Source organism: Vibrio sp. JCM 18905, assembly GCF_055393305.1.
In genome coordinates this window covers 706,341-731,651 of the sequence record NZ_AP043878.1, presented here as the reverse complement: position 1 = coordinate 731,651, position 25,311 = coordinate 706,341, and the positions used below count along the sequence as shown (strand labels likewise).

Below are 25,311 nucleotides of genomic sequence, written 5' to 3'. Positions count from 1 at the left end.
TCGTTAACTTTACAGAAAGTCTGCAAGGTTGGGCTTAGTTACAGTTAGCTACGCCAACTTCTTTCCAAACGCCCCATTCGCCAGATTGGCTAGGATCGTCACCCTGAGTCCACCATTTCGCTTCCCAAGTTTTACCTGCATGAGTGACTTGGTTGCCGCCTGTGTACACTGCGCTTGCATCCCATGCGTTGTCACAGGTACCAGGGTTTGGATCGGTTGTATGCTGTGCAACAACAACAGTTGCGCTTGCCGTTGAAGACGCTTTGCCGTCGCTCACACTTACGGTAAAGCTTAGGCTAGTGTCTTGCGGGTATTCAGCAGCAGTGAACGTTACTTTAGAACCTTCAACCGTTGCGTTCAAACCTTGAGGCAGCGTCCAGTTGAAAGTAAGAGTATCGTTGTCTGCATCGCTAGAGACTGACGCATCTACAACCACAACGTCACCAGCGTTTGCTGTTGCTGGAGCAACAACTTGCGCTACTGGCGCGGTGTTCACAGGGTCAACCACACCTGCTGGTTTCACCGTTACCACAACGAGATCAGATGCTGTCGCACCTTCGTTGTCAGTCACCGTTAGCTTGAAAGTTAATTGCTCCTCAACGGTAACTTCTGCTGCATCAAAGCTTGCTTTCGCAGTGTTGGCGCCTGCTAGTACCACTGCAGTACCAGAGACTTGCTCCCAAGCGTAGCTTGCGATAGTGCCGTCAGAGTCTTTCGATAGGCTACCATCTAGAACCACACTTGCAGGGCCAGTTACAGATTGATCTGCGCCAGCAGCTGCGGTTGGTTTACGGTTTGGTTGAGGAACTACACCGCCAGCCATACCTTCGTGCATTGCGTTGAGAATGTCACCATTATCCGCGTCGATTTCCCAAGAGAATAGACCCGCAAGACCTAGAGACTTCGCGTAGTTACCTTTTGCTAGCACTGAGCGGTGGTCATCAAATGTGATCAACTCACCCGTTGTGCGGTTCCACACCCATGGTGCTTCTGCTTGTGCATCATAGCCGTACTCGAAACCGTTAATGCCAGTGTTGTTGGCACCTAGCATAAATGACTTAATGCCTTTGTAGTCGATTACGCCATCTTCCCAAACACCTTGCGCTGTACTGCCCTTCAGTTTACCTGTAGCAGTACCTGTCATTGGGTCATTTGGATCGGTTAGCGTATCTGGAGTTACGCCTTCCCAGCCACGACCGTACATTGCTGTACCAAGTACTAGCTTGTTCGCAGGAACGCCTTGAGCAAGAAGAAGCTGGATGCCGTTATCTGCTGTGTAAGCAGGACCTTTGTACGGTTCGCCGTTCTCATCTACGCCACTACCGTCACACTGACCAGGGCGCATGAATGAACCACAGTAAAGCGCAGTCTGGTGACCAGGAACATTGTTCCAACCGCCATAGAAGTCGTAAGTCATCGCGAAGATGTAGTCCATGTATTGAACCGCATCTGCATAGTCTACGTCTTCAATCTTGTCGTAACCGACACCGATAGCTGACGTTAGCTCGTAAGTACGGCCTGTCTCAGCTTCTAATTCATCAAGCATTACGCGCAATTCGCGCATCAGTGCGATGTAAGCTGGGCCATCGTTTACAGGGTCGCCCTTATCCGCGGCTGCACCGCCACCACCAGGGAATTCCCAGTCGATATCAACACCGTCGTAGAATTTCCAAGTTTTCAGGAACTTCTTAACCGATGCGACGAATGTGTCTCGGTTTTTCTTGTCCACGAAATCGAAGAATGGGTCAGACAGTGTCCAGCCACCGATAGATGGGATGATTTTTAGATCAGGGTTACGTTGTTTCAATGCCATTAGCATTGCGTAGTTACCCTTGATAGGTGTGCTGTATTCATGACCAGCTTGTGGGAAGCTCTTCTGATAAGCGGCCCAAGGGTCGTGGATCACGACTTCGTAGTCAGGCACGCCTGTACAAGCGGTTTGTAGTGCATTGAAGCTGTTGCCGCCAACAGACTTCACAGACTCATTTGGGCCACAAATTGGGATAAAACCGTAAAGGATGTGAGTCAAGTTGTCGACTGGCATGTTATCGACCGTGTAGTCACGACCATAGATGCCCCACTCAACAAAATACGTACCCATCACGACGCTTGGATCGGTATTGTACGTTTTGTTGTTTGGATCAACATTCATCGTCAGTGGCTTCAAGTGAGAACCATCGGTATCTGCAATCGTGATTTCAGCTGGTGCGCTTTTCGCACAACCTGTCGCATCACACGCCTCGATTTCCATTTGGTATAGGCCGCCCTGACCATATTCAAATGTCGCTGTTGTTTGGCTACCAGTGATTGGGCCGGTTGCTACTTTTGCACCATCAAAATAGACGTTGTAAGTATCACCTGGCGTGCCACTCCACTGGTTAAACTTAACAGTGATCTTCGCTTGCTCATGGTATTTCACCATGTCGTAGTAGCCTGACGTGGTTTCCATCGCGAGTTCAATTTTAGAAAACTGAAGGTTGTTGGAACCGTACATATCGATACTTGGCGCGGTTGGAGCCGCAACTGCAGCACCTGATAGTGCTAAAGCAACGCCAGCTGCACATAGGTTAAATCGAATCATAACTTCTCTCTCAATCCTTGGATTCATGTTCTACCTAGAACATAGGCTGCTCTTGCACCAGATAAGATGATTGGATTTACTCCATGTGCAAAAGCATCACACTCAGCATTTCAGAGAGTTTTTTTTCGTCAAAAAAAATTAAGACGGTTTTCGAGGCACTTGAGAGAACTTAACTAAAACTCGCACTCTGTTACACAGAAAGTGTCAGACTGAGTCAATAATTTATAAAATCTCAGCAGAAACTAAAATTATTGTTTACTCAGTATCGGGTGGGATAAATGCGATGAATACCTTATTTCATTGTTTATTAAGGTTTTGTTTCATCGAAGTAGAAAGAGAATTGAAAGGAGAAATAGCCGTGAAGACGTGCTAGTCACGGCTGAAATGTTCACTTAATGCAGCGCGACGTTTTGAAGCCGCTCCGGTTTCTGAGCCTTGAACGGTATGCTCAAATCCCTTACGGATGAATCGTTGATCTGGAATAAGAGGCTCAATACGGCGAATCTGAGGTGAAAGGTGAGAGCCCGAGATCTGGTACGCGGTTTTTCCTAATCCAGTGTTCAACGTGATGACCTTTCCATCGAATTCAAATTCTGTCGTGATGAGTCGATGGTTTCGATATACCCCATCCTCTGTGAAAGTCAGACGTTCTGTTTGGTAGGGTGGCGCGCCGATCTCAATCCACTCGCCGTAGACTTTTTCCGGGTCAATATGGTCTTGATAGGATAGGTGGATTTGATAGCTGAAAAACGTCAAAAGACCCACCCCGAAAACGGCAAATGCGCTTTTGAGGACTTTGGATTGGTGGCGAGCCCAAAATGAAAGTTTTGGTTCCTGTCTTGTTTTCCGCCTTCGGCGAGCTGAGTCCGTCATTGGTCTACTTTTCTTCCCTTTTTTAATATGGTGGAAATCTTCCTTCTCAAAAACAAACAATCCCGCCATTAAGACTAAGAAATTATGATCTAATGTCCACTTTTACATTCGGATACACTCTTATTGATGGTTTTATTGTTTGCTAGCGTTAACTAATTCACCGACTTTATCTCACTAATTACGTCGTCTGGTTAAGCCTAGAAAAAGGTGGCCTCGCTCAGTAGCAAAGGATGTGCTTTATAACGTTGAGCTTAATGGCTTTCAGAGCTTGAGTAACAGGAAGAAACAAGGTAAAAAAGAGCGGACTTTTGATAAGGAAACCAATAATGAGTATTAAGGAAAATAGCTATTTTGCAGGTAGTGTAAAATCACTAGGCTTTAACCAGAATGATCAGGACGTTAGCGTTGGTGTAATGCTTCCTGGTGAATACACGTTCGGCACTCAAGCGCCTGAGCGTATGACGGTTGTAAAAGGTGCACTTGTGGTCAAGCGTGTCGGCGAGAGTGATTGGACGACTTACCAAAGTGGTGAGTTTTTTGAAGTGGAAGGGAACTCCTCATTTGAGCTTCAAGTGAAAGACGCGACTGCGTATTTATGTGAGTACTTCTAAAGCGTCCTTTTTGCCTGTAACAAAGCCACCTTCGGGTGGTTTTTTCGTCTATGTCCTTCACTTATAACGCATCTTTTGGTTATTTGGGTATATACTTAATAAAAATGTACCCATCGACCAGGGAGGAAGTGATGGCAGTACAACGCAAGCATTCTGATCTCCCTCCTCGTTACGAGGATAAAGATCTCACCAATGAGCAAAGACATCGTTTTACCGAGGTCGCCAATGCAGCCCATAAGAGACGTGAATTCTATCGACGTGCTCTAGGGAAAGGTTTAATGGGCAAAGTGAAGGACCGTGCGTTTAAAGGCCAATTCAGTCGCCAGCAAGATAAGCCGAGCAGAGTGCTGCAAGCTGTGTGGCTAATCGTATTTCTGGTGCTGGGGCTATGGGTGATGCATGTATTCGCTTAACCATTAGCAAGCTTCTGATACAGTCGGCGTTTCAGAGGCTGACTTCTCTTCGGTATTGCAGTGCTCGTAATACGCGTATTGGTTTTTCCCTGTGTGTTTAGCCGCATACATTGCTTTATCTGCGCACCGAGTCAATTCAGATAAATCCTTCGCATCTTGTTTGTAGATAGCAGCGCCCACACTCATTGTTAACTCGTTAATCATATCGTAGCTTCGGTAGCCTTTTGGGAATAGATTCACAATACGCTTCAAAATGCTGTCGAGGTCATCTTTACTGTTTATGTCGTACAGCATGAGCACAAACTCGTCGCCCGCAAATCGAGCGATGGAGTAGTCGTGTTTGTCGGTTTTTCTGTCTTTATGGCGAACATTGTTTTTTAATCGAGTTGCAAAGGCTTGAAGCACTTGGTCACCAATATCGTGTCCGTAGGTGTCGTTAATATGTTTGAAGTTATCAATATCTAGGAAGACCAGAGCAGTGATGCTGTCATCAGATGAATGGTTGATCTCATCGAGCTTTGCTCGCGCCCAAGTTTCAAAGCTCCAGCGGTTGGCAAGCCCTGTGAGTTGGTCAAAATACGCCAACTCTTCAATCCCTTCACGATAAAGTGTTTGAATGTAGTTGAGGACTTTTGTGTAGTAATACGAGAATGTGTGACACACAAATGCAGTTGCTATCAGGGTCAGCATAAATCGTCGTTCTATGATGTCACTGGCTGTTGGTAGCCGATCTAAAAAAACGACGCCAAAAAAGATCAGTAAGATATAGGTGCCACTAAACAGCAGACCGACTTTAAACTCATTGATCAGCACCAGAGTGGCGACAATGGGGTATAGCCATAATAGTTTACCTGAGGGGGCATCGTTATACAGAAGTAGCAATAACCCTTCGAACATCAAGACTGCACTCAGCCATAGGTCGGCATATTGATGATGTCGTTGGACCTTTATTACATAACTGATACCTAAACAGGCTAAGGCACACAGAGCATGGAAAAAGCTTAATCCCCAATTATCCTCAAACAATTGAGCAATGGAGCCATAAGTTAAACATGCCGCGGCGATACTGGAGCATAAAAAGACAATTTTCTTTTTTCTTGTTGAGCGGATATCCGCCATTTCCTCTAAGCGTGCTCCAGCCAATGTCGACATTACGTATCCTTGCTTAATTAACGTGTACGCTTATTCTAGGCGGTATTTTAGCGATAAATAGAACAACAAAGTTTCCAAATGTGATGTCAGTCATTTTTAGTATGGGCCTAGAAGTGTGGTTTGGTGAGAGTGCTCAAAGCACAACAAAGGCTTATAAAGTTTTCCATGGCGGATCTTTATGGTTTCAGATGGTTCGATTAATAATTCAAAGTAATGCATTTCCACCGCTGTATTTGCAGGGTCTATCCTGACTGAGCTCTGTTGGGAGTAGCATGAATGGCACCTTCTACTTATTGATCTCATTGTTCGTCAATCGACGATCTCTAAGTTCCGTCAATGAGTTTTTCGTTGTGAAAAAGCATTAGAAATATTTTTCCGAAACAGAGCGAAATATTGTTGTCGTTGTGACCAATATGCGACTAGAATCCGCGCTAAATCACGACCTCATCTCGAGCTTCGTTCTAGTTACTCTTTTTCCAAACTGCCTCACACATTTTGTGAGGCAGTTTTTAGTTGTAGGAAAGGTTACAAACATGCCTAAAAGCCAGAACATCAACCAGCGAATGTCTATTGTGGCGTTAGCTTGGCCGATTCTTGTCGAAATTTTGCTACGGACGGCTTTAGGAACCAGTGACGTGTTCATGCTGAGTGGATACTCAGACAAAGCGGTATCCGCTGTTGGTGTGATCACGCAGATTACCTTTTTCTTAATCATCGTTTCGACGTTTGTCAGCAGCGGAACGGGGATTTTGATTGCCCAATACAACGGTGCTGGGCGCGAGCAAGAGTCTGTGAACGTCGGCGTTGCAAGTATTGCGCTGTCCGTGATTGTCGGTGCGTTCTTGAGTGTGATTGCCGTGCTTGGCGCGATATTCCTGCTCCCGTATTACGGTTTGGAGGCACAAGTCGAGCAATACGCACGTGAATATCTGCTGATCAGCGGTGCGATGACGTTTAACGTTACGATTGGCGTTGTTTTTACGACCATTCTGCGTAGCCATGGCTATTCACGCTCTCCAATGGTGGTGAACTTGATCTCGGGTGTGTTCAACATCATTGGTAACTATATTGCGCTTTACCAGCCATTCGGTTTACCTGTGTATGGTGTGCAAGGTGTAGCAATAGCAACCGTCGTCAGCCAAGTCATCGGTACGTTAATGTTATGGTTTATTCTAGCTCGCAGCAGCATTGAACTACCAATGTCGACCATGAAACAAGTGCCCGCAGAAATTTACAAAAAGATCTTAAAAATCGGCGGTATGAACGCGGGTGAAGTGCTGTCTTACAACGTGGCGCAAATCTGCATTGTGTACTTTGTGGTGCAAATGGGGACGGCATCGTTGGCGGCTTTCACTTATGCACAAAACATTGCCCGTTTCTCGTTTGCTTTCGCGTTGGCAATTGGTCAGGCTGCGCAAATTCAGACTGGTTACTACATCGGCAAAGGTTGGGTGAGCAGCATTTTAAAACGCGTACAAATCTACTTCTTAGTGGGATTTGTGGCATCAACGGCGGCAACCACACTGATTTACCTGTTTAGAGAAGAGGTTCTGCGCGTATTTACCGATCAACCAGAAATACTCGCATTGGCAGGCTCGTTAGTCATGGGCTCAATTTTGCTCGAGGCCGGACGTGTGTTTAACCTGATTTTTATCGCGGGGCTGAAAGGCGCGGGTGACATCAAGTTCCCAGTGCAAATGGGGATTTTGAGTATGTGGGGACTAGGCGTGCTTTTCTCTTACATCTTTGGCATCCACTTGGGTTATGGCGTTTTAGGGGCTTGGATGGCAATCGCTCTCGATGAATGGGTGCGTGGTATCATCATGGCAAGGCGTTGGCGCTCTCAGGTGTGGACCAAGTTTAAGGTGAGCTAACGGTTTGCTGTATCGCGCATCACGCTTATTCTGTTGTTAGAAACCAAAAAAGGCACTGATAGTCAGTGCCTTTTTGTTATTTAAAATCTGGAAGAAGTTAGAATTCGCACTCAGCTCTGAACACCATGCGCTCTTTGCTGTATGGATGATCCAGCTCTAGCATCTCAGCATGCAGGTGTAAGCGATTCGCTTTTTCGCCGTATAAACCATCACCAACCATTGGCATGTTTAACCCCATGTGATGAGCACTGTGTACACGTAGTTGGTGAGTTCGCCCGGTTTTCGGATACATGTATACCTTGCTGCGTCCATCTTTGACTTCAATCAGTTGCCAGTAGGTTTCTGCATGTTTACCGTGTTCAAAACACACCAACTGACGTGGGCGGTCGTCTGGGTCGCCACGCATTGGCAGTGAAATTTCCCCTTCCGGTTCGTTCAATACGCCTTCGAGCTGTGCCATATAACGTTTTTGTACGCCGCGAGCCATAAACTGTTTTTGCAGACTTTTGTTCGCGCGTTTAGTTAAGGCAAACACCAAAATGCCAGAGGTCGCCATGTCGAGGCGATGAATCACACACGGCCCTTCCACATCAGGGAACATCGCTTGTAGGCGCGTATAAGCAGAGTCTTTGATGGTTTTACCCGGCACTGAAAGTAAGCCCGAGGGCTTGTTGACGACGACCATAGCGTCGTCTTGGTAGATTATCTCTAGCTCTTTGTCTTCTGCCCAATTCTCCGCCAATGGGTTGGGTTCGACATCCAGCCCTTGCATCATATGGCCTAAAATCGGCTGACATTTGCTGTTGCACGATGGGTAGAATTTTTTGTGTTGGCGAACCTCAGACTTTGGCGAAACACCCCACCAAAATTCTGCCAGCGCCAGCGGTTTGAATCTGTGTTTAAATGCGTATTGGAGCAGTTTTGGCGCAGCACATTCCCCCGCACCTGCTGGTGGGATTGGGTTTGTGGTGTCCGCAAAAATGTCCACCAAGTCGCGTGTTTCGCCATGGCTGTTTAGGAAGCGGTATTGTTTATGCAGTTTGTGCTGTAAAGCGTTGGAGAGCGTCTTGCGCTGCTCTTTCAGGTGAGCAAGTTGCTGCTCTAACTCGGCCAATCGTGCTTCTTTGGTTGCAAGCTTTTCATCCCACGATTGCTTTAAGTATTTGAGAACATTTTTCTCGGCGACACTTTGCTTACCCAATTCATCCAACAAGATTTTGAGATCATCGGCATTGAGCGTTTGCTCTCCCTGTTGGCGCTGTCGTTTGCGTGCGGCGCGGCCGTCTATCATCACTTGGCGCTGTGTTTGCTCTTCTTGCTGATAAGCGGCTCGGTCGGCTTGGATTTGCGCTTTAAGATCTGCCAATTCCGGATTCGCAGCACAGGTTTTGTACTCCGCATTGGCGGCGTTGATGGCATCCGTTTCTGCGCGGAAGAAGCCTTCATCGGTCAGCATGTCGTACACAGGAGGGACAAATCCTGGAATCAAGTTTTGGTCAGCAATTTTGCCAGAAAATGCACTTAAAAAGCCGAGCTCGCCTTGAGGGCTTTCTACCAGCAATACGCCAAACATTTTGCCTCGCCCCGTTTCTTCATTAACCAAACCAAAATCGTGTTCGAAGTCGGTTTGCGCTAATAAGTGCTGTTGCAATTGCTTTGCGGCCAAAACGCAAAGAGGATGCGGCGTGTAGTAGAACGGAAACGTAAACTGCGTTGGTAATTCATAGTCAGAAGTATCAGCAGTAAAACGTGTAAAACAATGTTCAGGCGAGTGCATGGTGGGTATCCGCGCGAGTAAAAATTCGAGCGAGGATTGTACCTGTTTGAGTCAGGATTGCCATGTCGGTGTTGGCACTCGCTCTTGGCTTAAGAACAAGAGCGAGTGGGGAAGAGCTTATTGCAGTTTTCGTAATGCAAGCTTCCACTGTGCCGGTTTGTCGTAGTAGGTCGAGTGCGGCAAGGTCAGGTACTCGCCATTTACTTCTGCAATCAGGGTTGGATAACCACCAACGTGTAACTGGCGCATCAACTGTCGGCTAGAGCGAATTCTCTCGTTTAGCTCGGCTTCGCTTAACGTCATGTTTTGCTCCCACGCATCGTTTGCTAAACCTAGCGATTCTGCAATGGCTTTGAGCGTCGATGCTTCATTCACTTTTAACCCGAGCTGATAATGCGCGGATTGGATGGCCTTTAGCATGTGCCATGGATTCAGCCCCATTTTCTCCGCACTCAAGATCGCTTGTGTTGGTAGATAAGAATCAAGAACAAACGTATCTTCGCTTTTCACGCGTTGCAGATATGCTTCACCAAACGTTGCTCCGGTTTCGGTTGCGATACGAGCGTCACTGTTGATGATGTGCTGACGAAATTCAGGCTCAATCGCGCGTTTCTCGATCATGCCGCCGGGATGAAGCACCACCTTAAATTGAGAGGTGTTCATCAAGGCTTCGATGAGTGGTGATGCCCCGTAGCACCAACCACACATGGGATCGAAGAAGTAATGCACGGTTACCATGACATTTCACCAGTATGCACTTTTGCACCGATTTCTAGCGCGATTGGCAATTGAGCTTCTGGGTATTTCGCTGACATGGTGTCAATGAGTTGAGCGCTGTTATTGCTGTGTTTTTTCGCTTGCTGAAAATCCTGCAAGTATTGTTGCGAGTAGCGAATGGTGTCTGCGTTCAGCTTTGTGCCTGCTTTCATGTGACCAGGAATGACCAATTGAGGTTTAAGCGCAAGCATCTCGCTAAGTTGTTGCTCCCAAGCATTGATAGCGGTTTGGTCAGCGGCATCGGCCATCCACAAATGTACGTTTGAGTACACGGCTACGTTACCTAGAATCGCTTTGTTATCTGGAATCCATAGGTAAGGGCGGTGTGCTGATGTGCCATGGTTACCACGGATTTCAATCTTATGACCTTCTAGCTCTAATGATGCTTTATCGTACGCGACAGGGATCACTGGTTTTACCGGTGCGTTTGCGCCAAGCTTTGGCCCCCAGTACGCCAGCTTTCCAGCCAACTTCTCTTTAATAATTTTTTGAACCGCTGGCGTTGTGATGATCTGCGCATCAGGGAACTGTTGGTGTAAGGCCTCTGCGCCAAAGTAGTAATCTGGGTCCGCTTGGCTGATGAAAATGGTTTTAAGCGTTTTGCCTGAGTCCAACACTTTGGCGGCAATGCGCATCGCGTCAGCTTTGGTGAAGCCAGTGTCGATGAGCATGGCATCAGTCTCACCGTATACCAAGGTTGAGTTAACGTGGAAGCTGTTACCATCGGCGTTGTAAACCTCAAGATTAAGGGGAGAGTGGTTTGCCGCTAGGGCAGGGCTTGCCATTAAAATGGATGCAGCAATCAAAGTGAATTTTTTCATAATAAGCTCCTAAAGAATTTGGGGCCAAGCGACGATGGCTTGGGAACGGGAGCTATATTAGAAAATTGATACGCTCGGAAAAATACACAATAATGTACATCACTATTTCTTATTTCGAGCAAATGTATGGACAGAGTAACGGCAGCAAAAGTATTTGTGGATGTGGTGTATTCTGGCAGTTTTACCGCGACCGCAGAGCGGTTAGACATGTCTCGGCCAATGGTGACTCGTTATGTAGAGGCGATGGAGAACTGGCTGCAAACTCGTTTGTTGCACCGCACTACGCGCAAGGTGTCACTCACCACCGCAGGGGAGCGCTGCTTGCCTCAGATTGAGCGCTGGTTAAAACAGGCCGATACGTTGACGTCGAACATTGCCGTTGATGGTGAGCTGTCCGGAAAAATCCGTCTCGCGTCTAGCACTTCATTTGGGTTCTCACAGTTGATCCCAGCCGTAAACAGTTTTATGCAAAAGCACCCCAAAGTGCATATCGACATTGATCTGCAAGATTCAGTGAGTGATCTAACCGAGCAACGCATCGATCTGGCAATCCGAATTGCGTCAGATCCCGATCCTTCTTTGATTGGTAAGCCGATTGCGGTGTGTGAATCGGTGTTGGTGGCATCGCCGCAATACTTGCAAACTCATCGCGCGATCGCGCATCCGCGAGATTTATCTTCACACGACTGTTTGGGTTACAAAAACTTTGAGCGTCACGTGTGGCATTTGTCTCTGGGCGAGCAGTTCGAATCGGTGGGAATTGAGTGTCGCCTAACCAGCAATGAGGCCACAGCGTTATTGCATGGCGCTTTGCAAGGCATGGGTATTTCGATGCTGCCAACCTATTTGAGCAATATCTATCTGCAATCGGGTCAGCTTGAGTCGGTGTTGCCGGATTGGAAGCCAAATGATCTCAACATTTACGCGCTATATTCATCGCGTAAACACTTGTCTCCTGCGGTGAGAGCCTTCATCGATCACAGTGAAGATTACTTTAAACAGCACCCTTGGTAATCGCGAAAGGCCTCGTCATCCCGACTTGAGATTCATACAAGATCCTGTACCTTACATGGATATATTTTTCGCAGCGTCATTTAGAGTTTTAGTTAATGTCACAAGTTCGCATCAAATTTATTGCTTCCGATATGGATGGCACTTTGCTTGACCAATACGGTCGTTTGGATCCAGAGTTTTTCGACCTGTTTTTGCAACTGGAAGAGCAAGGCATTTTGTTCTCCGCTGCGTCTGGTCGTCAGTATTACAGCCTGCGAGACACGTTCGCGCCAATCAAAGATCGAGTGTTGTATGTGGCCGAAAACGGCACCTTGGTGATGTACCAAGACAAAGAGCTCTACAGTTGCACTATTCCTAAAGCGGAAGTGGCGGAGATTGTGAAAGCGGCTCGTGAAATTGACGGAGCAAACATCGTATTGTGTGGCAAGCGCTCGGCGTACATCGAAACGCATGATCAGCAATCGCTGGAAGAATTTCAAAAGTACTACCACCGCTGTGAATATGTGCCGGATTTGCTTGAGGTCGAAGACGAGTTTATTAAGGTAGCAATTTGTCACTTTGACGGTTCGGAAGAGCTCCTGTTCCCGACCATGAACGCGAAGTTTGGCGCAACGCATAAAGTCGTAGTGAGCGCAAAAATTTGGCTGGATGTGATGAATGCCGAGGCGTCTAAAGGCGCGGCCATCCAGCACCTTCAAGAGACGATGAATTTTACTCCGGCAGAAACCATGACGTTTGGTGATTACCTCAACGACCTCGAAATGCTGCAAGTCAGTGAGCATTCGTACGCGGTTGCCAATGCGCATGAAGAGATTAAGAAAATCGCTCGTTATTCTGCGCCAAGCAACCAAGAGGCTGGGGTACTCAAAGTGATTAAAGAGAAAGTGTTAGCGAAGTAACGCCCCCCTTTCGATGTTACTTTCTTCTTAACGTAAAAAGCCCTGCAGTGCATGCGGGGCTTTGTTTTTTTGTGTGGTGGGAGGGGGTAGTAATGTTCCCGTTTTTTAGCGCACGTAGTTGGCAGTTGCGCTGACCAAAAAGTGCTGCAACTTTCCATCCGATTTTGGCACCCACAAGTCGTTGTGGTATTGGTAGATACGGCCATTGACGGTAACAGACAAGGTGTTATCACCCGTTTGTTCCATGCGAATAAACTGATCCGAAGTGACCAAAAACGGCTCTTGTTCTTCAATGCTCTGTCCCGTTGCCAATACGAAGTAGCCGAATCGGTTGCCAGCATCCGGATCGGTTGAGTAGATTCGATGCCCAACGAGGCTGTAGTCATCGTTGAGTGCCTGCTCAAGCGTTTTTTGCCCGATGGTTTCGTGCGATGGAATAAATACCCAAGCCAACACACCTGCCGCAATGACTGCCAGTAGAAGCAGTATTTGCATGAACTTTCTCATCATAAATACCGTTTAACGTTGAAATTTCATTTTGTACATGCGCTTATCCGCTATGCTGATAAGAAAGTCAACATTGTTACTGTCTTTTGGGTATTGGGCTAAGCCCATGCTGGTTGATAGTGTCGCGACGTTGTCGGAGTTTAGTATTGGCGCATCAAATACCGCATTGATATGCTCACTAACGCCTTCTTCATCAACATGCTCCCCTTCGAGGATGACGGCGAACTCATCGCCTCCCATGCGATAGACGGTAAAATCATTCAACGCCATAGATTTAAGCCGTCTAGCAATTTCACGCAGTACGGTGTCTCCCACTTGATGACCGTGTGTATCGTTGACGCTTTTAAAACCATTTAAATCTAAAATCCACAGAGAAAAAGGCCTTTTCTCTTGAGTGAGCTCATTCAGGTTGATAAATAGTGCATTGCGATTTCCAAGATGAGTCAGTGGGTCGCTGAGCGCCAGTTTTCTATGGAAATGGGATTCACGATAAAAGAAATAAGTCAGAGACAGGATCGACAAAACGAATGTAGCAAACAGCATATACTGCGCTTGCATTAACCGTTGCGTTTCTCCTTTCTGTGCCTCATAGACTTTGCTGCTTAGGCGAAAGTTCTGATTAACGAAATCGACCAAGCTTAAGTACAGTGTTTGAGTGGATCGATAAAATTGAGCCGCAGCTTGGCTATCGCCAGTTCTTGCTTCAACTAATTGCGCTTCCAGCCCCTGAAATTCCTCAAAAAGATCAATGAAATACTGATGCATATTATTTCGAGAGAAAAAAGTGTAGGCTTCATTACTACTAATTAATAAATCGAATCTACTCCAGGCCAATTCATATTGCAGCTCTGCACCTTCGATATTTAATACATTTTCATCGACTCGTCTCGCTTCTCCGACAAGTTCCGAAAGCTCTTTAGAGAGTTGGAATAAAAACCAGGTTGCTTGTTTTTGCTCATTATTAAAGTTTTGTGACAGTGCGCGTGTCTGCTGCAGAAGCAATACATTTGCGAGAAGCAAAGAAGTGGCAAACACCACAAGCAACATTTTACTGGTTGTAGAGTATTGTGGTGATCTCTGCTTTTGAGGGGTGGGTTCTGATAACTTCATTCTTATTATTTTGCTTTCATCTCATTTACTTGCCAGACCATTTGCGCGTGATATTTATTGTAGTTGAGCTCAGGATAGAGACTAAGAGAGTATATTACCCAAAATGGCCCCTTATTCCTGACTTTTATATAGTGTTGATCTTGTTGGTAAGCCAGTATTGGTTGGTATCTAAGAATGTCTTGTCGAGACAGTGTCGAGTGATAGTCATTCAAGCTACTGACATCAACTTGTTCTGGCACTTTGCCATAGACGTGGGTGAGGAGCGTGCTAAGTTTGACCCCAAGAAATTCAGAAGAAGCAGGGATCCAAGGCAGCGTGGTTGTGTAGCTGGTGGTTGGTAAAGATTGAATCTCTTCCAGTTTTAATGTGACACTAGGTTGTTGGCTACTGCTAAATACGATCGTACTTGCAGATAAGAATGGCGCAACAAAAAACAGACCTAGCGCGACTATCTTTTTCATCATATGCCCTTTGAGTTTTATTCTTTTTGCTGAGCTAGGACAAAGGTGCTAGCAGTACTTTATTTGTAATTGTAATGATAGAGCCAACCGGATGAGATTTTATAATATGTTATGTTTGAAAAGTAACTGTCGGTTTACTGTACGTCAAGGTTATTAAGTGACTTCTTAATTAAAAGGTCAGAAATATGCGTTATTATTTCGCTCTATAACGAATTCGCGTCAGTTCGCAGATTTTTAATGGAAATTAATCCTATTTTCAACCGATGAATTGTATTGTGAATGAGAATTAGAAGGGCTAATGATTGAGGTATAAGCAAACCCGATTTCATCCTTACATTGTTCTCTATCTTTATTCCAATGTTATTTAAGATTGGTATGTTAATACGCACCAAAAATAAAGCCACCTAGGTAGGTGACTTTATTTTTTAATTCATCAAGTTACTTCTATGAATTAGGCAAACAAATACTTCGCATGGAAGTTGAGATGATCGTCAATAAAGCTTGAAATGAAATAATAGCTATGGTCATAACCAGATTGCATTCTTAAGTTCAGGTTTGAATCATGCACTTTTGCTGCAGCAACCAGCGCTTCTGGCCTAAGTTGCTCGTTGAGGAAGCCATCAGCATCACCTTGATCAACCAAAATAGGAAGTGGTGATGGTTTTTGCTTGAGAAGCTCACTTGCATCGTATTGCTTCCAGCTCTCAATATCTTTGCCTAAGTAACCAGTAAAGGCTTTTTGTCCCCAAGGGCATTGGACTGGGTTACAGATAGGGCTAAACGCCGATATTGAGCGATATTGTTCTGCGTTTTTCAGACCAATGGTTAATGCTCCGTGACCTCCCATGCTGTGCCCAGAAATCGATTTTACTTCTGAGACAGGGAAATTGCTTTCAATGATCTCTGGTAACTCTTTAGTCACGTAATCGTACATGAAGTAATGCAGTGACCAAGGTGCTTGAGTCGCATTAAGGTAAAAGCCAGCTCCTTTACCCAGGTCATAGTTTTCATCGTCAGCGATACCTTCGCCTCTTGGACTCGTGTCTGGTGCAATGATCGCAATGCCAAGCTCGGCCGCCATACGAAATGCGCCCGCTTTCTGCATAAAGTTTTCATCGGTGCAGGTTAAGCCCGACAACCAGTACAAAGCGGGTACGGGGTTCGATTTAGTGGCATTTGGTGGTAAGAAAATCGCAAAGCGCATCGTGCAGTTTAGGGCTTTGGATTCGTGTGTATATTGTTTGTGCCAACCGCCAAACACTTTGGCCTGGCTTACATTTTCAATGGTCATGAATAAACTCTCTAACAACAGAATGAATTCAGGCTCCCCAAAAGGAGAGCCTGAGGCAGCATTATTGATCCATATGAATAACAGTACGGATGCTCTTACCTTCGTGCATCAGATCAAACGCTTTGTTTACATCAGCCAATCCCATTGTATGAGTAATGAACTCTTGCAAGCCAAACTCACCAGCCATGTAACGGTTTACGATTTCTGGAAGCTCAGAGCGGCCTTTAACACCACCGAAAGCCGAGCCACGCCATACACGACCAGTTACTAGCTGGAATGGACGAGTTGAGATCTCTTGACCTGCACCCGCAACACCGATGATCACCGATTCCCCCCAACCTTTGTGACAACATTCAAGTGCTTGACGCATCACGTTTACGTTACCGATACATTCGAATGAGTAGTCAACACCACCGTCAGTCATCTCAACAATCACTTCTTGGATAGGCTTGTCGAATTTCTGTGGGTTAATCACATCGGTTGCGCCTAGCTGTTTTGCAAGATCGAATTTGCTTTCGTTGATATCGATACCGATGATGCGGCTTGCACCTGCCATGCGCGCACCGATGATCGCTGAAAGACCGATGCCGCCCAGACCAAAGATCGCAACCGTGTCGCCTTTTTCAACTTTTGCCGTATTCATAACTGCGCCCATACCGGTTGTTACGCCACAACCTAACAGACACACTTCTTCAAGTGGCGCATCTTTGTTTACTTTCGCTAGCGAGATTTCAGGGAGTACCGTGTACTCAGAGAAAGTAGAACAACCCATGTAGTGGAAGATGGTTTCACCGTTGATAGAAAAACGGCTTGTACCATCGGGCATCAGACCTTTACCTTGTGTTTCACGAACGGCCTGACAAAGGTTGGTTTTGCCCGATTTACAGAACTTACACTCGCCACATTCTGCGGTGTAAAGAGGAATCACGTGGTCGCCAACCTCAACGCTGGTAACGCCTTCGCCAACCATTTCAACAATACCGCCACCTTCGTGACCAAGAATCGAAGGGAAGATGCCTTCTGGATCGTCGCCTGACAGAGTGAACGCATCAGTATGACAAACACCTGTTGCGACGATGCGCACTAGCACTTCACCCGCTTTAGGAAGCTGTACATCCACTTCTTCCATTTTCAGTGGTTCGCCAGCGGCCCATGCAACCATTGCCTTGGATTTGATGTGAGTTTGACCAGGTTTGATTTCAACAGTCATTGGATTTTCCTTTATATTCTCAGTATATGGAGTGACGTAATAAGCGTAGTTAAGGTTTGCTTACTGCGCTGCGTCGTTTTGTTGGTATCTATTCTAGGTGTTTCAATAAAAATGATAATCCGTCCATTTTGAAAATGATTTTTACATATACGTAATAATGGTAAGGTAAGCAGATTATAAGAGTGTGACGTCTCCTCAACGCGGCAGGGAAAGCGGAAAGGCAGTTGACCTGAAGTTAGGTAGAGGGGCTAGAGTAGAACGCAATCAACCCATCAGCGAAGTAAGAGTGATTATGAACAAGACGGATCTGAATGCCTATTTAACCAAGCTCGGTTTGCCAAGAGAGCTACCTGCCGATTTAGAAACATTACATAAAGTACACGTGGCGCAGCACCGCAGCCTGCCGTTTGAGAACTTTGATATTGCGTTGCAGCGCGGCATCTCTGTTGAGATTGAAGACATCATTCAAAAAACGGTGTATCACTCTCGCGGTGGTTACTGCTTTGAATTGAATGGCTTAATGCTTGAGGTACTCAATACTCTCGGATTTGAAGCACGCAGTTTACTAGGACGTGTGCATGTGTCGGGCACACCAACGGGCCGTAGTCATCAAATCACGTTGGTAACGCTGGATGAACAAGCATGGATTGTCGATGTAGGCTTTGGCTCCAATACGCCGCGCGCGCCATTGCCGTTTATCCTCAACCAAGTGATTCAGACGGATTTACAAACCTTCCGCTTTGTCGAAGATGCTCAGTTTGGTTACTTCCTTCAAGTGTTGTCAACGGATGGAACGGACACATGGAACAACCTTTATAGCTTCGATTTAGAGTTTGTGTTTGCGGGTGATATCGCGTGTGGCAACTTTTTTACTTCCACTTCTCCTCACTCGCGTTTTACCAGCGCAAGAGTCGCGGCGAAAGCAACAGAAAGTGGGTTGGTGACATTGCTTAACTACACACTCAAATACACTAGCCAAGGTGAGCAGACAGAATTGGAGTTAGAGCCAGGCCAAGCTTATCTGGATGCCTTGAAAGAACACTTCGGCATTGAACTTGATGCGCAGTACGGCGATCTTCGTCCGTTGCCTGAGGTGTAAACTCTCCCGTTTTCAAAGCGTAGCGCGACGAGAACATTTTCATCACTATTTGTCTAAAAGAGGTCGACAGGAATACAGCATGGCGAATTGGGAAGGGGTCAGCGAATTTGTTGCTGTGGCGGAAACCAACAGTTTTACCGGAGCAGCAGCTAAGCTGAAAACATCGGTGGCACAAATCAGTCGTCGGGTATCTGCACTTGAAGAACGACTTGCGGTGAAATTGCTGCATCGTACGACGCGGAAAGTCTCCTTGTCTGAAGTCGGACAACTCTATTACCAGCAGTGTAAACATTTGGTGGAAGGGTTAGAACTGGCCGAACTTGCCGTAACGCAAATGCAGACCGAACCGCGCGGTTTGCTGCGCGTGACGGCTCCTGTGACGTATGGGGAAATGAATCTCGCGCCGCTTTTGCATCAGTTTTTGGAAAAGTACCCGCGTGTGGATCTTGATTTAGTGCTGACCAACCAAAAGCTGGATTTGATTGAGCAAGGTGTGGACGTGGCGATTCGTCTTGGCCGCTTGCAAGATTCCAGCATGATTGCTAAACGTCTTTCCTCACGTCAAACCTACGTGTGTGCCAGTCCGATGTACTTGGAGCGTTTTGGTGAGCCACATACGTTGTCGGAATTGGGACGGCATCAGTGCTTGGTTGGCTCGGTCGACTATTGGCACTTTAAGGAAAATAAACGCGATAAGTCTTTACGCGTGTCGGGACGGATTAAATGCAACAGCGGTTTTGCTTTGGTGGACGCAGCGAAACGCGGTCTGGGTTTAGTGCAGCTGCCGGATTATTACGTTCAAGAAGCGTTAGACAGTGGTGAGTTGGTCGAGGTGCTGACCGATTACCGCGACGATCGCGAAGGCATTTGGGCGCTGTATCCGCAAAGTCGCAATTTGTCGCCAAAAGTGAGGTTGTTGATCGACTTTTTGGCGCAAGAGCTTGTTGATTAGCGGTTTAAAGTGCCTCATTACAAGGTATGTTGCTAAAACGCCCGGTGATGCTGGGCGTTTTTATTGGGATGAGAGCTGGAATCGAAAAGACATGAACCACTATTGATTGGATTCCGCGTCTTCACGTTTAATCACTTTGTGCCCGTCTTCCGACACGCCTTGTTTCCAATAGCTGCTGATGTAGATATTTTCACGATCAACTTCTTTCTCGTTGCGGAAGTATTGGCGTAGCGCGCGCATTGAATCGAACTCACAGGCACACCATACTGCGGCGTCCCCATCTAGCCATTTTTGTTCGCGTACCGCTTCTGCTAGGGTTTGACCTTCTGTAAGCCAAATTAGCTCCATACCAGCTGGTGCGTGCAGAGGCTGGATGTCTGCCGCAGACATCACACTGATCACGGCATAGCCTTTTGCCTCTTCTGGTAGCGTACGAATTTTCGCTGAAAGAGCAGGAAGTGCTGTCATATCGGCGGCCATAAAGAACCAGTCAGCCTCGGTATTCAAATTAGAGATACTGCCTGGACCTACGATATTAATCGTATCGCCTTTTTGTGCGGCCATCGCCCAACGCGCGGCAAAGCCACACTGTAAATCTTGTGTGGTGTGGCGGACAAAATCGACTTCGATGGTGTGTGTTTCCGGATGGAAACGACGAATAGTATAGGTTCGCATTAATGGTCGGTCATCGTCGCTTAGCGTGCTCAAATCGGTACCGCCCATCTCATTGAACAATAGCTTGATGTAGCTACCTTCGCAGTCGCGTGGAAACTGGCTTAGCGCTTCACCTTGCAAAGTAATACGCTGCATATTTGGGGTAATTGTCTCTGTATCTGTGACAACAGTCGTTTTAGGTTGAGGCTTCTTCTTCATCTTTGACTCTACTCGATAATTATTCTCTTTCTCATTTAAGGTTATCAAGATCTCTCATAAGAGGGTAGTGTCTTTATATAAATTTACACTGTGAATTGAGCTGGATTATTGGAGTATTGCAGTAGTACTGTGGACTGGGTCGAGCAAAATACGTAGAAAAAATAAGAAAGGGCACGCCAACATGCCCTTTCGAACTTAGCGATGTAAAGGCTTACTGAGTCTGCTCAAGTAAATGTGTTTTTAGGAATCTATCCATCGCTTGGTAACCATCAAGACGGTTCTCTAAAGAGCGGAATCCGTGCCCCTCATTTTCCTTCACGATGTATTCGACCTCGACGCCTCGTTCACGCAGTGCACTAACGATTTGGTCTGACTCGCTCTTCACCACGCGTGGATCTTGTGCTCCCTGTAGAACCAATAAGGGTGCCTTAATTTGGTCGACATGGAACACTGGTGAGTAGGCTTTCATCATTTTCGCGTCTTCAGGATCATTCGGATTGCCTACTTGCTCGTGTAACATTGCAAGGAATGGTGCCCAATAAGGTGGAATGGAGTCCATAAAGGTAAATAAGTTCGATACGCCAACGTAGTCGATTCCGCACTTATATAAATCCGGAGTGAATGTCACCCCCGCCAGAGTTGCGTAGCCGCCATAAGAGGCACCATAAATACATACGTTGCCATCTTGTGCGTAACCTTGTTCGGTAGCCCATTTGACACCGTCGGTAATGTCATCCTGCATGGATTGTCCCCATTGCTTGAACGACTTCTCCCAAAACTCGCGACCATAACCAGTTGAGCCCCTGAAGTTCATTTGCAGCACGGCGATACCACGATTAGCGAATAATTGTACCTCAGGCTGAAATCCCCAGTGATCACGAGCCCATGGACCACCGTGTGGGAGCACAAGCAAAGGCAGATCTTTGGCTTCTCGACCCTTCGGCAGCGTTAGGTACCCATGAATGGTTTCTCCATCGCGAGCGGTGTATTGGATAGGCGTCATCTTCGCCATATGTTCTGGCTTATGCCATGGAGCGTTTTCTGCCAATTTCTCCAATTTGTCTGCTTTACGATCGTAGAAGTAGTAATTTGGTCGATCGACATCGCTGTAGGTGACGACAATCATTTTACTTTCATCTCGCGTCGCACTGGTTACAGAAATTTCTACATTTGGCAGTTTGTCTGAGAGGCGCTCGAAGGTTTGTTGGTAGGAATCATCTAAGAAGTGATAGTGGTTTTTATCTGTCACGTAAGAGACTGAAACCAGCTTATTAAGCGCTTCAGAGTAGTGAGCGCTATTCACGTCAACTTCCGGGTGAGAGAAGATTTCTCGTATTTCTTTATTGGCTTTTACATCGTATTCAACGATGGCTGATTTATCACGCGTAATTCGTGATGCCACATATAAGTTTTTGTTGTCCGGCGTGAATGAAATGGGGCTAAAGCTCTCTTTGAAAGTGAGATTCTTTAGCGGCTTAAATTCATCTTCAACCGTATCGCGATATAAAACGGAGGTATTAACACCATCTGATGTGGTGATGACACGAATGTTGCCATCGTGATCGGTACCCCATGAGCGCACATTGCCCGGGTTTTGCGCGACGAGAGTATTTTCGCCTGTTTTTAGATTATGTCGATAAACATCAAAGACTTGCGGGTTACGCTCGTTACTCGAAATCAAAATGTCATCGGGTTGATTGTCTAGTGTGTCGATAACGTATGCCACAACACCGGATGTCGGTGTGATGGTTTTCTCTTCGCCTGTTTTGACATTAACCGTCACGAGATAAAAGTTCTCATCTCCTCCCGTATCACGAGAGTAAATTACGGTGTCTTCGCCAACCCAGTAGTAGTATGCGATGTCACGCCCTGTTACGGATGTGACGCGTTTTATCTGATCGGGGTTATCTGTGGGATAAACAAAGACGTTCTTACGGTCTTGCCATGGCTTCATCATTGAGATGTAGCCACCAGCAGGAGAGATTTGATAGCTAGAAACTTCGCTGTTTTTAAAGAAATAATCCACTGGATACTCGGGTGGAATGACTTCAGTATTGGTTGTGGTGGATGTTTGACTGCAACCCGCCAATAATAATCCAAAAGTGGCAGCAAGAATAAGCTTGCGAGTGTGCATTGTGTAACGCTCCTTGTGTAAAGGACCTTAAGCTCATGAGCTTTTGGCCAGGGTGATAGATTCATCGCAGTTACTGCGAGCAAGCAACGAACATTAAAATAGCTCTGGCTTATGATTAGTGTGCTTTTAATAAATAGCGCATTGCTTCGCTACTATGACCCTGGCATTGTCCAAAAGTGGCGTTAGATTGTGATTATTGATTCAGTATCTACCTGAACTTTGTATTAGATCACGGTTTTACGGCTATTTTGTCTTCTATATCATTGGGATAGTCGACAGCAGTAAAAGCGCTGCCATCCCATAGTTAAACCCTTTTACACGCCTAGATGTGGTCAACCAGCGTTGAAGTTGCATGCCTGCCGCGGTCCAAAATGTTACCGATGGCAAGTTGGCTAAACAGAAGATACCGGCGATAAAAGTCAGTTCAAGCCAAGAACCGCCACTGGTGTATACCGTAATGGCCGTCAACGCCATCGACCAACCCTTCGGGTTCACCCATTGGAATGCCACCGCCCCTAAAAAAGACATTGGGCGAAAATCGTGTTTTGCTTCGGTTTTGCCGCTCGTGGCGATTTTGTACGTCAAGTACAGCAAATAACTCAAGCTCAATACTTTCAAAATGGAGTGAGTAATCGGGTAAGCGTTGAAGAGGCTCATCAAGCCAATGCCCACCAAAATTAGCATGGCACCAAAACCGAAGGTAATGCCCAACATGTGTGGAATGGTTCGTTTAAAGCCAACATTTGCCCCTGAGGTCATCAACATAATGTTATTGGGACCCGGCGTAAAAGTGGAGACAAAAGCGAACAACGCCAAAGCGCCCAGTTGATGATATTCCATAGATTGTTCCTTGAATCAGTTCTCGATAAGTTGAGAACAACTATAAGTAGAACTGAGGTCAATATTGTGCTTTTATTTGATGATTAGAAACTAAATAAGCAATGAAACATCATCATGGATAGATTTGACGAAAGAATATTGCAAGTGCTCAAACGAGACGGAAGAATCTCCAATGTAGAGCTGTCGGAACGCGTTGGTTTATCTCCGTCTGCAACCTTACGCCGAGTGCAAGATTTAGAGCGTAAAGGCGTGATCAAAGGCTACCGAGCAGTACTGGATAATCAGCAACTTGGCGTGGGTTTTGTCGCTTATGTGTCGATTGGTTTGGCCTCGCACTCTAAGCAAGCACAGCTTGGTTTTGAAGAACACGTGCGCTTTGTGGATGAAGTGGTGGAATGTCACAACATTACGGGAGCCAACGAATATTTAATACGCGTAGAAACGCAAAGTTTAGCCGCTTATAAAGCGTTTCACGCTGATGTGTTGGGTGAGTGCGAACACGTCAAGTCGATCACAACCATGGTGGTGATGGATACACCGAAAGACGAACGTTAGTCGGTCAAGCGTGGCATGGTTTTGTGGCACATGAATTTGAAGTGACTCGAAAGAGTCAGTCGAGTATGAGATAAGTACACAACAAATGCTGGAAAGCAGATGGCACTCTTACAATTTCCACCTTTATTCTCACCTTCGAAATAATCTCATCCTGCTAGTTTTGCTTAAACCGCTTGTGTTCATGAGCGGCGAGTCAGCAAATTTAAGGATGAACGATGAAATCACATGTAACACTTCCTCTTTTGAGCTTAAGCGCTGTTGCCGCATTGAGCTCATTTAACGTCAACGCCCACGGCTGGGTAGAATTTCCAAGTGCTCGTCAGAATACGTGTTATTTAGACGGTGGTTTTTGGACCAATGAGATCCCCAACCAAGCGTGTAAAGCGGCTTTTGAAGAATCTGGTGCTTACCCGTTTGTGCAACGCAGTGAAATAGCAGCAAACGTACCAAATTACCGAGATATGGAGCATGTTAAAGCCGTAGTCCGTGACGGCGAACTGTGTTCTGCTGGAGATGCGGCTAAGAAAGGCTTGAACATTCCTTCTCCAAACTGGCAGCGCACCAATGTTACGCCAGATGCAAATAACCAGATTGAATTGGTGTTTTACGGCAAGGCGCCGCACAACCCATCATACTGGGAATTCTATCTCACCAAGCCGACCTATGATGATTCAAAACCGCTTACTTGGAGTGATTTAGAGCTGATTGACACCGCAGGTGATGTGTATGTTGATGCGGAAAAACGCTACCGTATTCAGGTGACTTTCCCAGCTGAGCGCTCGGGCGATGCGGTGCTTTATACTCGTTGGCAGCGCATTGATGTCGCTGGTGAAGGTTTCTACAACTGTAGTGACATTACGTTAAACGGAACAGGTACGACGCCGCCGACTGACCCCGTTGATCCAACCGAACCGGGTAATAATCTGACATCTCTGGGCTACTTTGTTCAGCAAGGTTTTGGACCAGTAGAAGCGGGTGACACCATCCGTTTCCGTACGTTTAATGCGACAGGCAATGAAATTGTTGATATTTCACTGCCAACCAGCGCAAACAATACGACGACTTGGGCGGCAGAAATTGCGGATCAATTTAACGCGCAGCAAACGGGCGATTGGTATGTAGGCATTTGGCATCAAGAGATGAACCACTACATGTTCGATAGTAAGAACGTGAATGCGAACCAAGTATTAGCGCCAAGCGCAGACTTCAGTTATGCGTTGTCACTGATCAAAGCGGATGTACCGCCACCAGTTGAACCAACCAACTTGTGGGACAAGACGGCCGTTTACGACCAAGGTGATGTGGTGACGCACAACGGTAAAGAATGGACTGCCCAGTGGTGGACGTCTGGTGAGGAACCAGGCACAACGGGTCAATGGGGGGTATGGCGTTAAGCCAGTTATTCGGGCCCTGATCAATAAAACCCTTCTCATGTGAGAAGGGTTTGTTTTTTCAGTCTAAAACGACCACTTTGGTGGAGTGGTTGT

23 protein-coding genes are annotated in these 25,311 nt (G+C 46.3%); 9 read left to right on the top strand and 14 right to left on the bottom strand.

From position 1 onward, the window contains the following. Window positions 1-34: 34 nt before the first annotated feature. Both ACZ5ZC_RS03215 and ACZ5ZC_RS03210 read right to left on the bottom strand, forming a co-directional pair. Window positions 35-2,581: a glycosyl hydrolase family 18 protein gene (locus ACZ5ZC_RS03215; RefSeq protein WP_464931769.1), complete on the bottom strand. Its 2,547-nt coding sequence runs from the start codon at window positions 2,579-2,581 to the stop codon at window positions 35-37. 369 nt (window positions 2,582-2,950) lie between these two features. Next, window positions 2,951-3,454, bottom strand: a complete 504-nt coding sequence (locus ACZ5ZC_RS03210; protein WP_054866862.1) for a DUF2850 domain-containing protein — start codon at window positions 3,452-3,454, stop codon at window positions 2,951-2,953. A gap of 326 nt (window positions 3,455-3,780) precedes the next feature. On the opposite strand from ACZ5ZC_RS03210, the gene ppnP reads away from it, so the two are divergent. Both ppnP and ACZ5ZC_RS03200 read left to right on the top strand, forming a co-directional pair. Further along, a complete protein-coding gene (gene ppnP / locus ACZ5ZC_RS03205) occupies window positions 3,781-4,065 on the top strand; it encodes a pyrimidine/purine nucleoside phosphorylase (protein ID WP_005392006.1) in 285 nt (94 codons plus the stop codon). A 131-nt stretch (window positions 4,066-4,196) separates the two neighbouring features. Further along, window positions 4,197-4,478 (top strand): hypothetical protein, encoded by a 282-nt coding sequence (locus ACZ5ZC_RS03200; RefSeq protein ID WP_005392005.1) that lies wholly within the window; start codon window positions 4,197-4,199, stop codon window positions 4,476-4,478. A gap of 3 nt (window positions 4,479-4,481) precedes the next feature. On the opposite strand, the gene ACZ5ZC_RS03195 is transcribed toward ACZ5ZC_RS03200, so the two are convergent. After that, window positions 4,482-5,630: a GGDEF domain-containing protein gene (locus ACZ5ZC_RS03195; protein ID WP_104973238.1), complete on the bottom strand. Its 1,149-nt coding sequence runs from the start codon at window positions 5,628-5,630 to the stop codon at window positions 4,482-4,484. Between the two features lie 533 nt (window positions 5,631-6,163). Between ACZ5ZC_RS03195 and ACZ5ZC_RS03190 the strand changes: the two genes are divergently transcribed. Further along, a complete protein-coding gene (locus tag ACZ5ZC_RS03190) occupies window positions 6,164-7,504 on the top strand; it encodes an MATE family efflux transporter (protein WP_464931768.1) in 1,341 nt (446 codons plus the stop codon). Between the two features lie 97 nt (window positions 7,505-7,601). Here ACZ5ZC_RS03190 and ACZ5ZC_RS03185 read toward each other — a convergent pair whose 3' ends face one another. The 3 genes from ACZ5ZC_RS03185 to ACZ5ZC_RS03175 form a co-directional block, all read right to left on the bottom strand. Next, on the bottom strand, window positions 7,602-9,281 hold the full coding sequence (locus ACZ5ZC_RS03185) for an RluA family pseudouridine synthase (protein ID WP_464931767.1): 1,680 nt from the start codon (window positions 9,279-9,281) through the stop codon (window positions 7,602-7,604). Window positions 9,282-9,398: 117 nt separating this feature from the next. Continuing rightward, entirely contained in the window at window positions 9,399-10,019 is a 621-nt protein-coding gene (locus ACZ5ZC_RS03180) for a DsbA family protein (protein ID WP_182034272.1), read from the bottom strand. Then, window positions 10,013-10,879: an MBL fold metallo-hydrolase gene (locus tag ACZ5ZC_RS03175; protein ID WP_464931766.1), complete on the bottom strand. Its 867-nt coding sequence runs from the start codon at window positions 10,877-10,879 to the stop codon at window positions 10,013-10,015. Before ACZ5ZC_RS03175 ends, ACZ5ZC_RS03180 begins: the two co-directional genes overlap by 7 nt. Before the next feature lie 126 nt (window positions 10,880-11,005). On the opposite strand from ACZ5ZC_RS03175, the gene ACZ5ZC_RS03170 reads away from it, so the two are divergent. Both ACZ5ZC_RS03170 and ACZ5ZC_RS03165 read left to right on the top strand, forming a co-directional pair. Next, entirely contained in the window at window positions 11,006-11,893 is an 888-nt protein-coding gene (locus ACZ5ZC_RS03170; protein WP_464931765.1) for a LysR family transcriptional regulator, read from the top strand. Between the two features lie 95 nt (window positions 11,894-11,988). Next, window positions 11,989-12,792 carry a Cof-type HAD-IIB family hydrolase gene (locus ACZ5ZC_RS03165; RefSeq protein ID WP_046875603.1) on the top strand — a complete coding sequence of 268 codons (804 nt, stop codon included), beginning with the start codon at window positions 11,989-11,991 and terminating at the stop codon, window positions 12,790-12,792. A gap of 105 nt (window positions 12,793-12,897) precedes the next feature. On the opposite strand, the gene ACZ5ZC_RS03160 is transcribed toward ACZ5ZC_RS03165, so the two are convergent. The 5 genes from ACZ5ZC_RS03160 to ACZ5ZC_RS03140 all read right to left on the bottom strand — a co-directional run bounded on the left by ACZ5ZC_RS03160 (window position 12,898) and on the right by ACZ5ZC_RS03140 (window position 17,371). Next, entirely contained in the window at window positions 12,898-13,287 is a 390-nt protein-coding gene (locus tag ACZ5ZC_RS03160; protein WP_020838370.1) for a hypothetical protein, read from the bottom strand. A 24-nt stretch (window positions 13,288-13,311) separates the two neighbouring features. Continuing rightward, window positions 13,312-14,409, bottom strand: coding sequence for a GGDEF domain-containing protein (locus ACZ5ZC_RS03155; RefSeq protein ID WP_464931764.1), 1,098 nt, complete (start codon window positions 14,407-14,409; stop codon window positions 13,312-13,314). 5 nt (window positions 14,410-14,414) lie between these two features. Continuing rightward, complete coding sequence (locus ACZ5ZC_RS03150; protein ID WP_005391987.1) at window positions 14,415-14,870, bottom strand: putative pterin-binding protein; 456 nt, start codon at window positions 14,868-14,870, stop codon at window positions 14,415-14,417. A 451-nt stretch (window positions 14,871-15,321) separates the two neighbouring features. Continuing rightward, entirely contained in the window at window positions 15,322-16,161 is an 840-nt protein-coding gene (fghA, locus tag ACZ5ZC_RS03145) for an S-formylglutathione hydrolase (protein WP_464931763.1), read from the bottom strand. 61 nt (window positions 16,162-16,222) lie between these two features. Further along, window positions 16,223-17,371 carry an S-(hydroxymethyl)glutathione dehydrogenase/class III alcohol dehydrogenase gene (locus ACZ5ZC_RS03140; RefSeq protein WP_054866733.1) on the bottom strand — a complete coding sequence of 383 codons (1,149 nt, stop codon included), beginning with the start codon at window positions 17,369-17,371 and terminating at the stop codon, window positions 16,223-16,225. Between the two features lie 292 nt (window positions 17,372-17,663). Here ACZ5ZC_RS03140 and ACZ5ZC_RS03135 point away from each other — a divergent pair, with 292 nt between their 5' ends. After that, window positions 17,664-18,470, top strand: a complete 807-nt coding sequence (locus tag ACZ5ZC_RS03135) for an arylamine N-acetyltransferase family protein (RefSeq protein ID WP_054866732.1) — start codon at window positions 17,664-17,666, stop codon at window positions 18,468-18,470. Window positions 18,471-18,549: 79 nt separating this feature from the next. Next, a complete protein-coding gene (locus ACZ5ZC_RS03130) occupies window positions 18,550-19,422 on the top strand; it encodes a LysR family transcriptional regulator (protein WP_464931762.1) in 873 nt (290 codons plus the stop codon). A gap of 99 nt (window positions 19,423-19,521) precedes the next feature. Here the strand turns inward: ACZ5ZC_RS03130 and ACZ5ZC_RS03125 are convergent, their stop codons facing one another. From ACZ5ZC_RS03125 to ACZ5ZC_RS03115, 3 genes are all read right to left on the bottom strand, one after another. After that, window positions 19,522-20,295: a siderophore-interacting protein gene (locus tag ACZ5ZC_RS03125; RefSeq protein ID WP_464931761.1), complete on the bottom strand. Its 774-nt coding sequence runs from the start codon at window positions 20,293-20,295 to the stop codon at window positions 19,522-19,524. Between the two features lie 211 nt (window positions 20,296-20,506). Further along, on the bottom strand, window positions 20,507-22,429 hold the full coding sequence (locus ACZ5ZC_RS03120) for a S9 family peptidase (protein ID WP_464931760.1): 1,923 nt from the start codon (window positions 22,427-22,429) through the stop codon (window positions 20,507-20,509). Window positions 22,430-22,684: 255 nt separating this feature from the next. Continuing rightward, complete coding sequence (locus tag ACZ5ZC_RS03115) at window positions 22,685-23,269, bottom strand: LysE family translocator (RefSeq protein ID WP_006740964.1); 585 nt, start codon at window positions 23,267-23,269, stop codon at window positions 22,685-22,687. A gap of 114 nt (window positions 23,270-23,383) precedes the next feature. On the opposite strand from ACZ5ZC_RS03115, the gene ACZ5ZC_RS03110 reads away from it, so the two are divergent. Both ACZ5ZC_RS03110 and ACZ5ZC_RS03105 read left to right on the top strand, forming a co-directional pair. After that, window positions 23,384-23,824: an Lrp/AsnC family transcriptional regulator gene (locus ACZ5ZC_RS03110; RefSeq protein WP_029862756.1), complete on the top strand. Its 441-nt coding sequence runs from the start codon at window positions 23,384-23,386 to the stop codon at window positions 23,822-23,824. A gap of 215 nt (window positions 23,825-24,039) precedes the next feature. Then, window positions 24,040-25,218 (top strand): lytic polysaccharide monooxygenase, encoded by a 1,179-nt coding sequence (locus ACZ5ZC_RS03105; RefSeq protein ID WP_464931759.1) that lies wholly within the window; start codon window positions 24,040-24,042, stop codon window positions 25,216-25,218. Window positions 25,219-25,311 lie beyond the last annotated feature (93 nt).

Coding starts and splice junctions, on each gene's coding strand:
- ACZ5ZC_RS03215 (WP_464931769.1), bottom strand. CDS start 2,581: ATGATTCGATTTAACCTATGTGCAGCTGGCGTTGCTTTAGCACTATCA.
- ACZ5ZC_RS03210 (WP_054866862.1), bottom strand. CDS start 3,454: ATGACGGACTCAGCTCGCCGAAGGCGGAAAACAAGACAGGAACCAAAA.
- ppnP (WP_005392006.1), top strand. CDS start 3,781: ATGAGTATTAAGGAAAATAGCTATTTTGCAGGTAGTGTAAAATCACTA.
- ACZ5ZC_RS03200 (WP_005392005.1), top strand. CDS start 4,197: ATGGCAGTACAACGCAAGCATTCTGATCTCCCTCCTCGTTACGAGGAT.
- ACZ5ZC_RS03195 (WP_104973238.1), bottom strand. CDS start 5,630: ATGTCGACATTGGCTGGAGCACGCTTAGAGGAAATGGCGGATATCCGC.
- ACZ5ZC_RS03190 (WP_464931768.1), top strand. CDS start 6,164: ATGCCTAAAAGCCAGAACATCAACCAGCGAATGTCTATTGTGGCGTTA.
- ACZ5ZC_RS03185 (WP_464931767.1), bottom strand. CDS start 9,281: ATGCACTCGCCTGAACATTGTTTTACACGTTTTACTGCTGATACTTCT.
- ACZ5ZC_RS03180 (WP_182034272.1), bottom strand. CDS start 10,019: ATGGTAACCGTGCATTACTTCTTCGATCCCATGTGTGGTTGGTGCTAC.
- ACZ5ZC_RS03175 (WP_464931766.1), bottom strand. CDS start 10,879: ATGAAAAAATTCACTTTGATTGCTGCATCCATTTTAATGGCAAGCCCT.
- ACZ5ZC_RS03170 (WP_464931765.1), top strand. CDS start 11,006: ATGGACAGAGTAACGGCAGCAAAAGTATTTGTGGATGTGGTGTATTCT.
- ACZ5ZC_RS03165 (WP_046875603.1), top strand. CDS start 11,989: ATGTCACAAGTTCGCATCAAATTTATTGCTTCCGATATGGATGGCACT.
- ACZ5ZC_RS03160 (WP_020838370.1), bottom strand. CDS start 13,287: ATGCAAATACTGCTTCTACTGGCAGTCATTGCGGCAGGTGTGTTGGCT.
- ACZ5ZC_RS03155 (WP_464931764.1), bottom strand. CDS start 14,409: ATGAAGTTATCAGAACCCACCCCTCAAAAGCAGAGATCACCACAATAC.
- ACZ5ZC_RS03150 (WP_005391987.1), bottom strand. CDS start 14,870: ATGAAAAAGATAGTCGCGCTAGGTCTGTTTTTTGTTGCGCCATTCTTA.
- fghA (WP_464931763.1), bottom strand. CDS start 16,161: ATGACCATTGAAAATGTAAGCCAGGCCAAAGTGTTTGGCGGTTGGCAC.
- ACZ5ZC_RS03140 (WP_054866733.1), bottom strand. CDS start 17,371: ATGACTGTTGAAATCAAACCTGGTCAAACTCACATCAAATCCAAGGCA.
- ACZ5ZC_RS03135 (WP_054866732.1), top strand. CDS start 17,664: ATGAACAAGACGGATCTGAATGCCTATTTAACCAAGCTCGGTTTGCCA.
- ACZ5ZC_RS03130 (WP_464931762.1), top strand. CDS start 18,550: ATGGCGAATTGGGAAGGGGTCAGCGAATTTGTTGCTGTGGCGGAAACC.
- ACZ5ZC_RS03125 (WP_464931761.1), bottom strand. CDS start 20,295: ATGAAGAAGAAGCCTCAACCTAAAACGACTGTTGTCACAGATACAGAG.
- ACZ5ZC_RS03120 (WP_464931760.1), bottom strand. CDS start 22,429: ATGCACACTCGCAAGCTTATTCTTGCTGCCACTTTTGGATTATTATTG.
- ACZ5ZC_RS03115 (WP_006740964.1), bottom strand. CDS start 23,269: ATGGAATATCATCAACTGGGCGCTTTGGCGTTGTTCGCTTTTGTCTCC.
- ACZ5ZC_RS03110 (WP_029862756.1), top strand. CDS start 23,384: ATGGATAGATTTGACGAAAGAATATTGCAAGTGCTCAAACGAGACGGA.
- ACZ5ZC_RS03105 (WP_464931759.1), top strand. CDS start 24,040: ATGAAATCACATGTAACACTTCCTCTTTTGAGCTTAAGCGCTGTTGCC.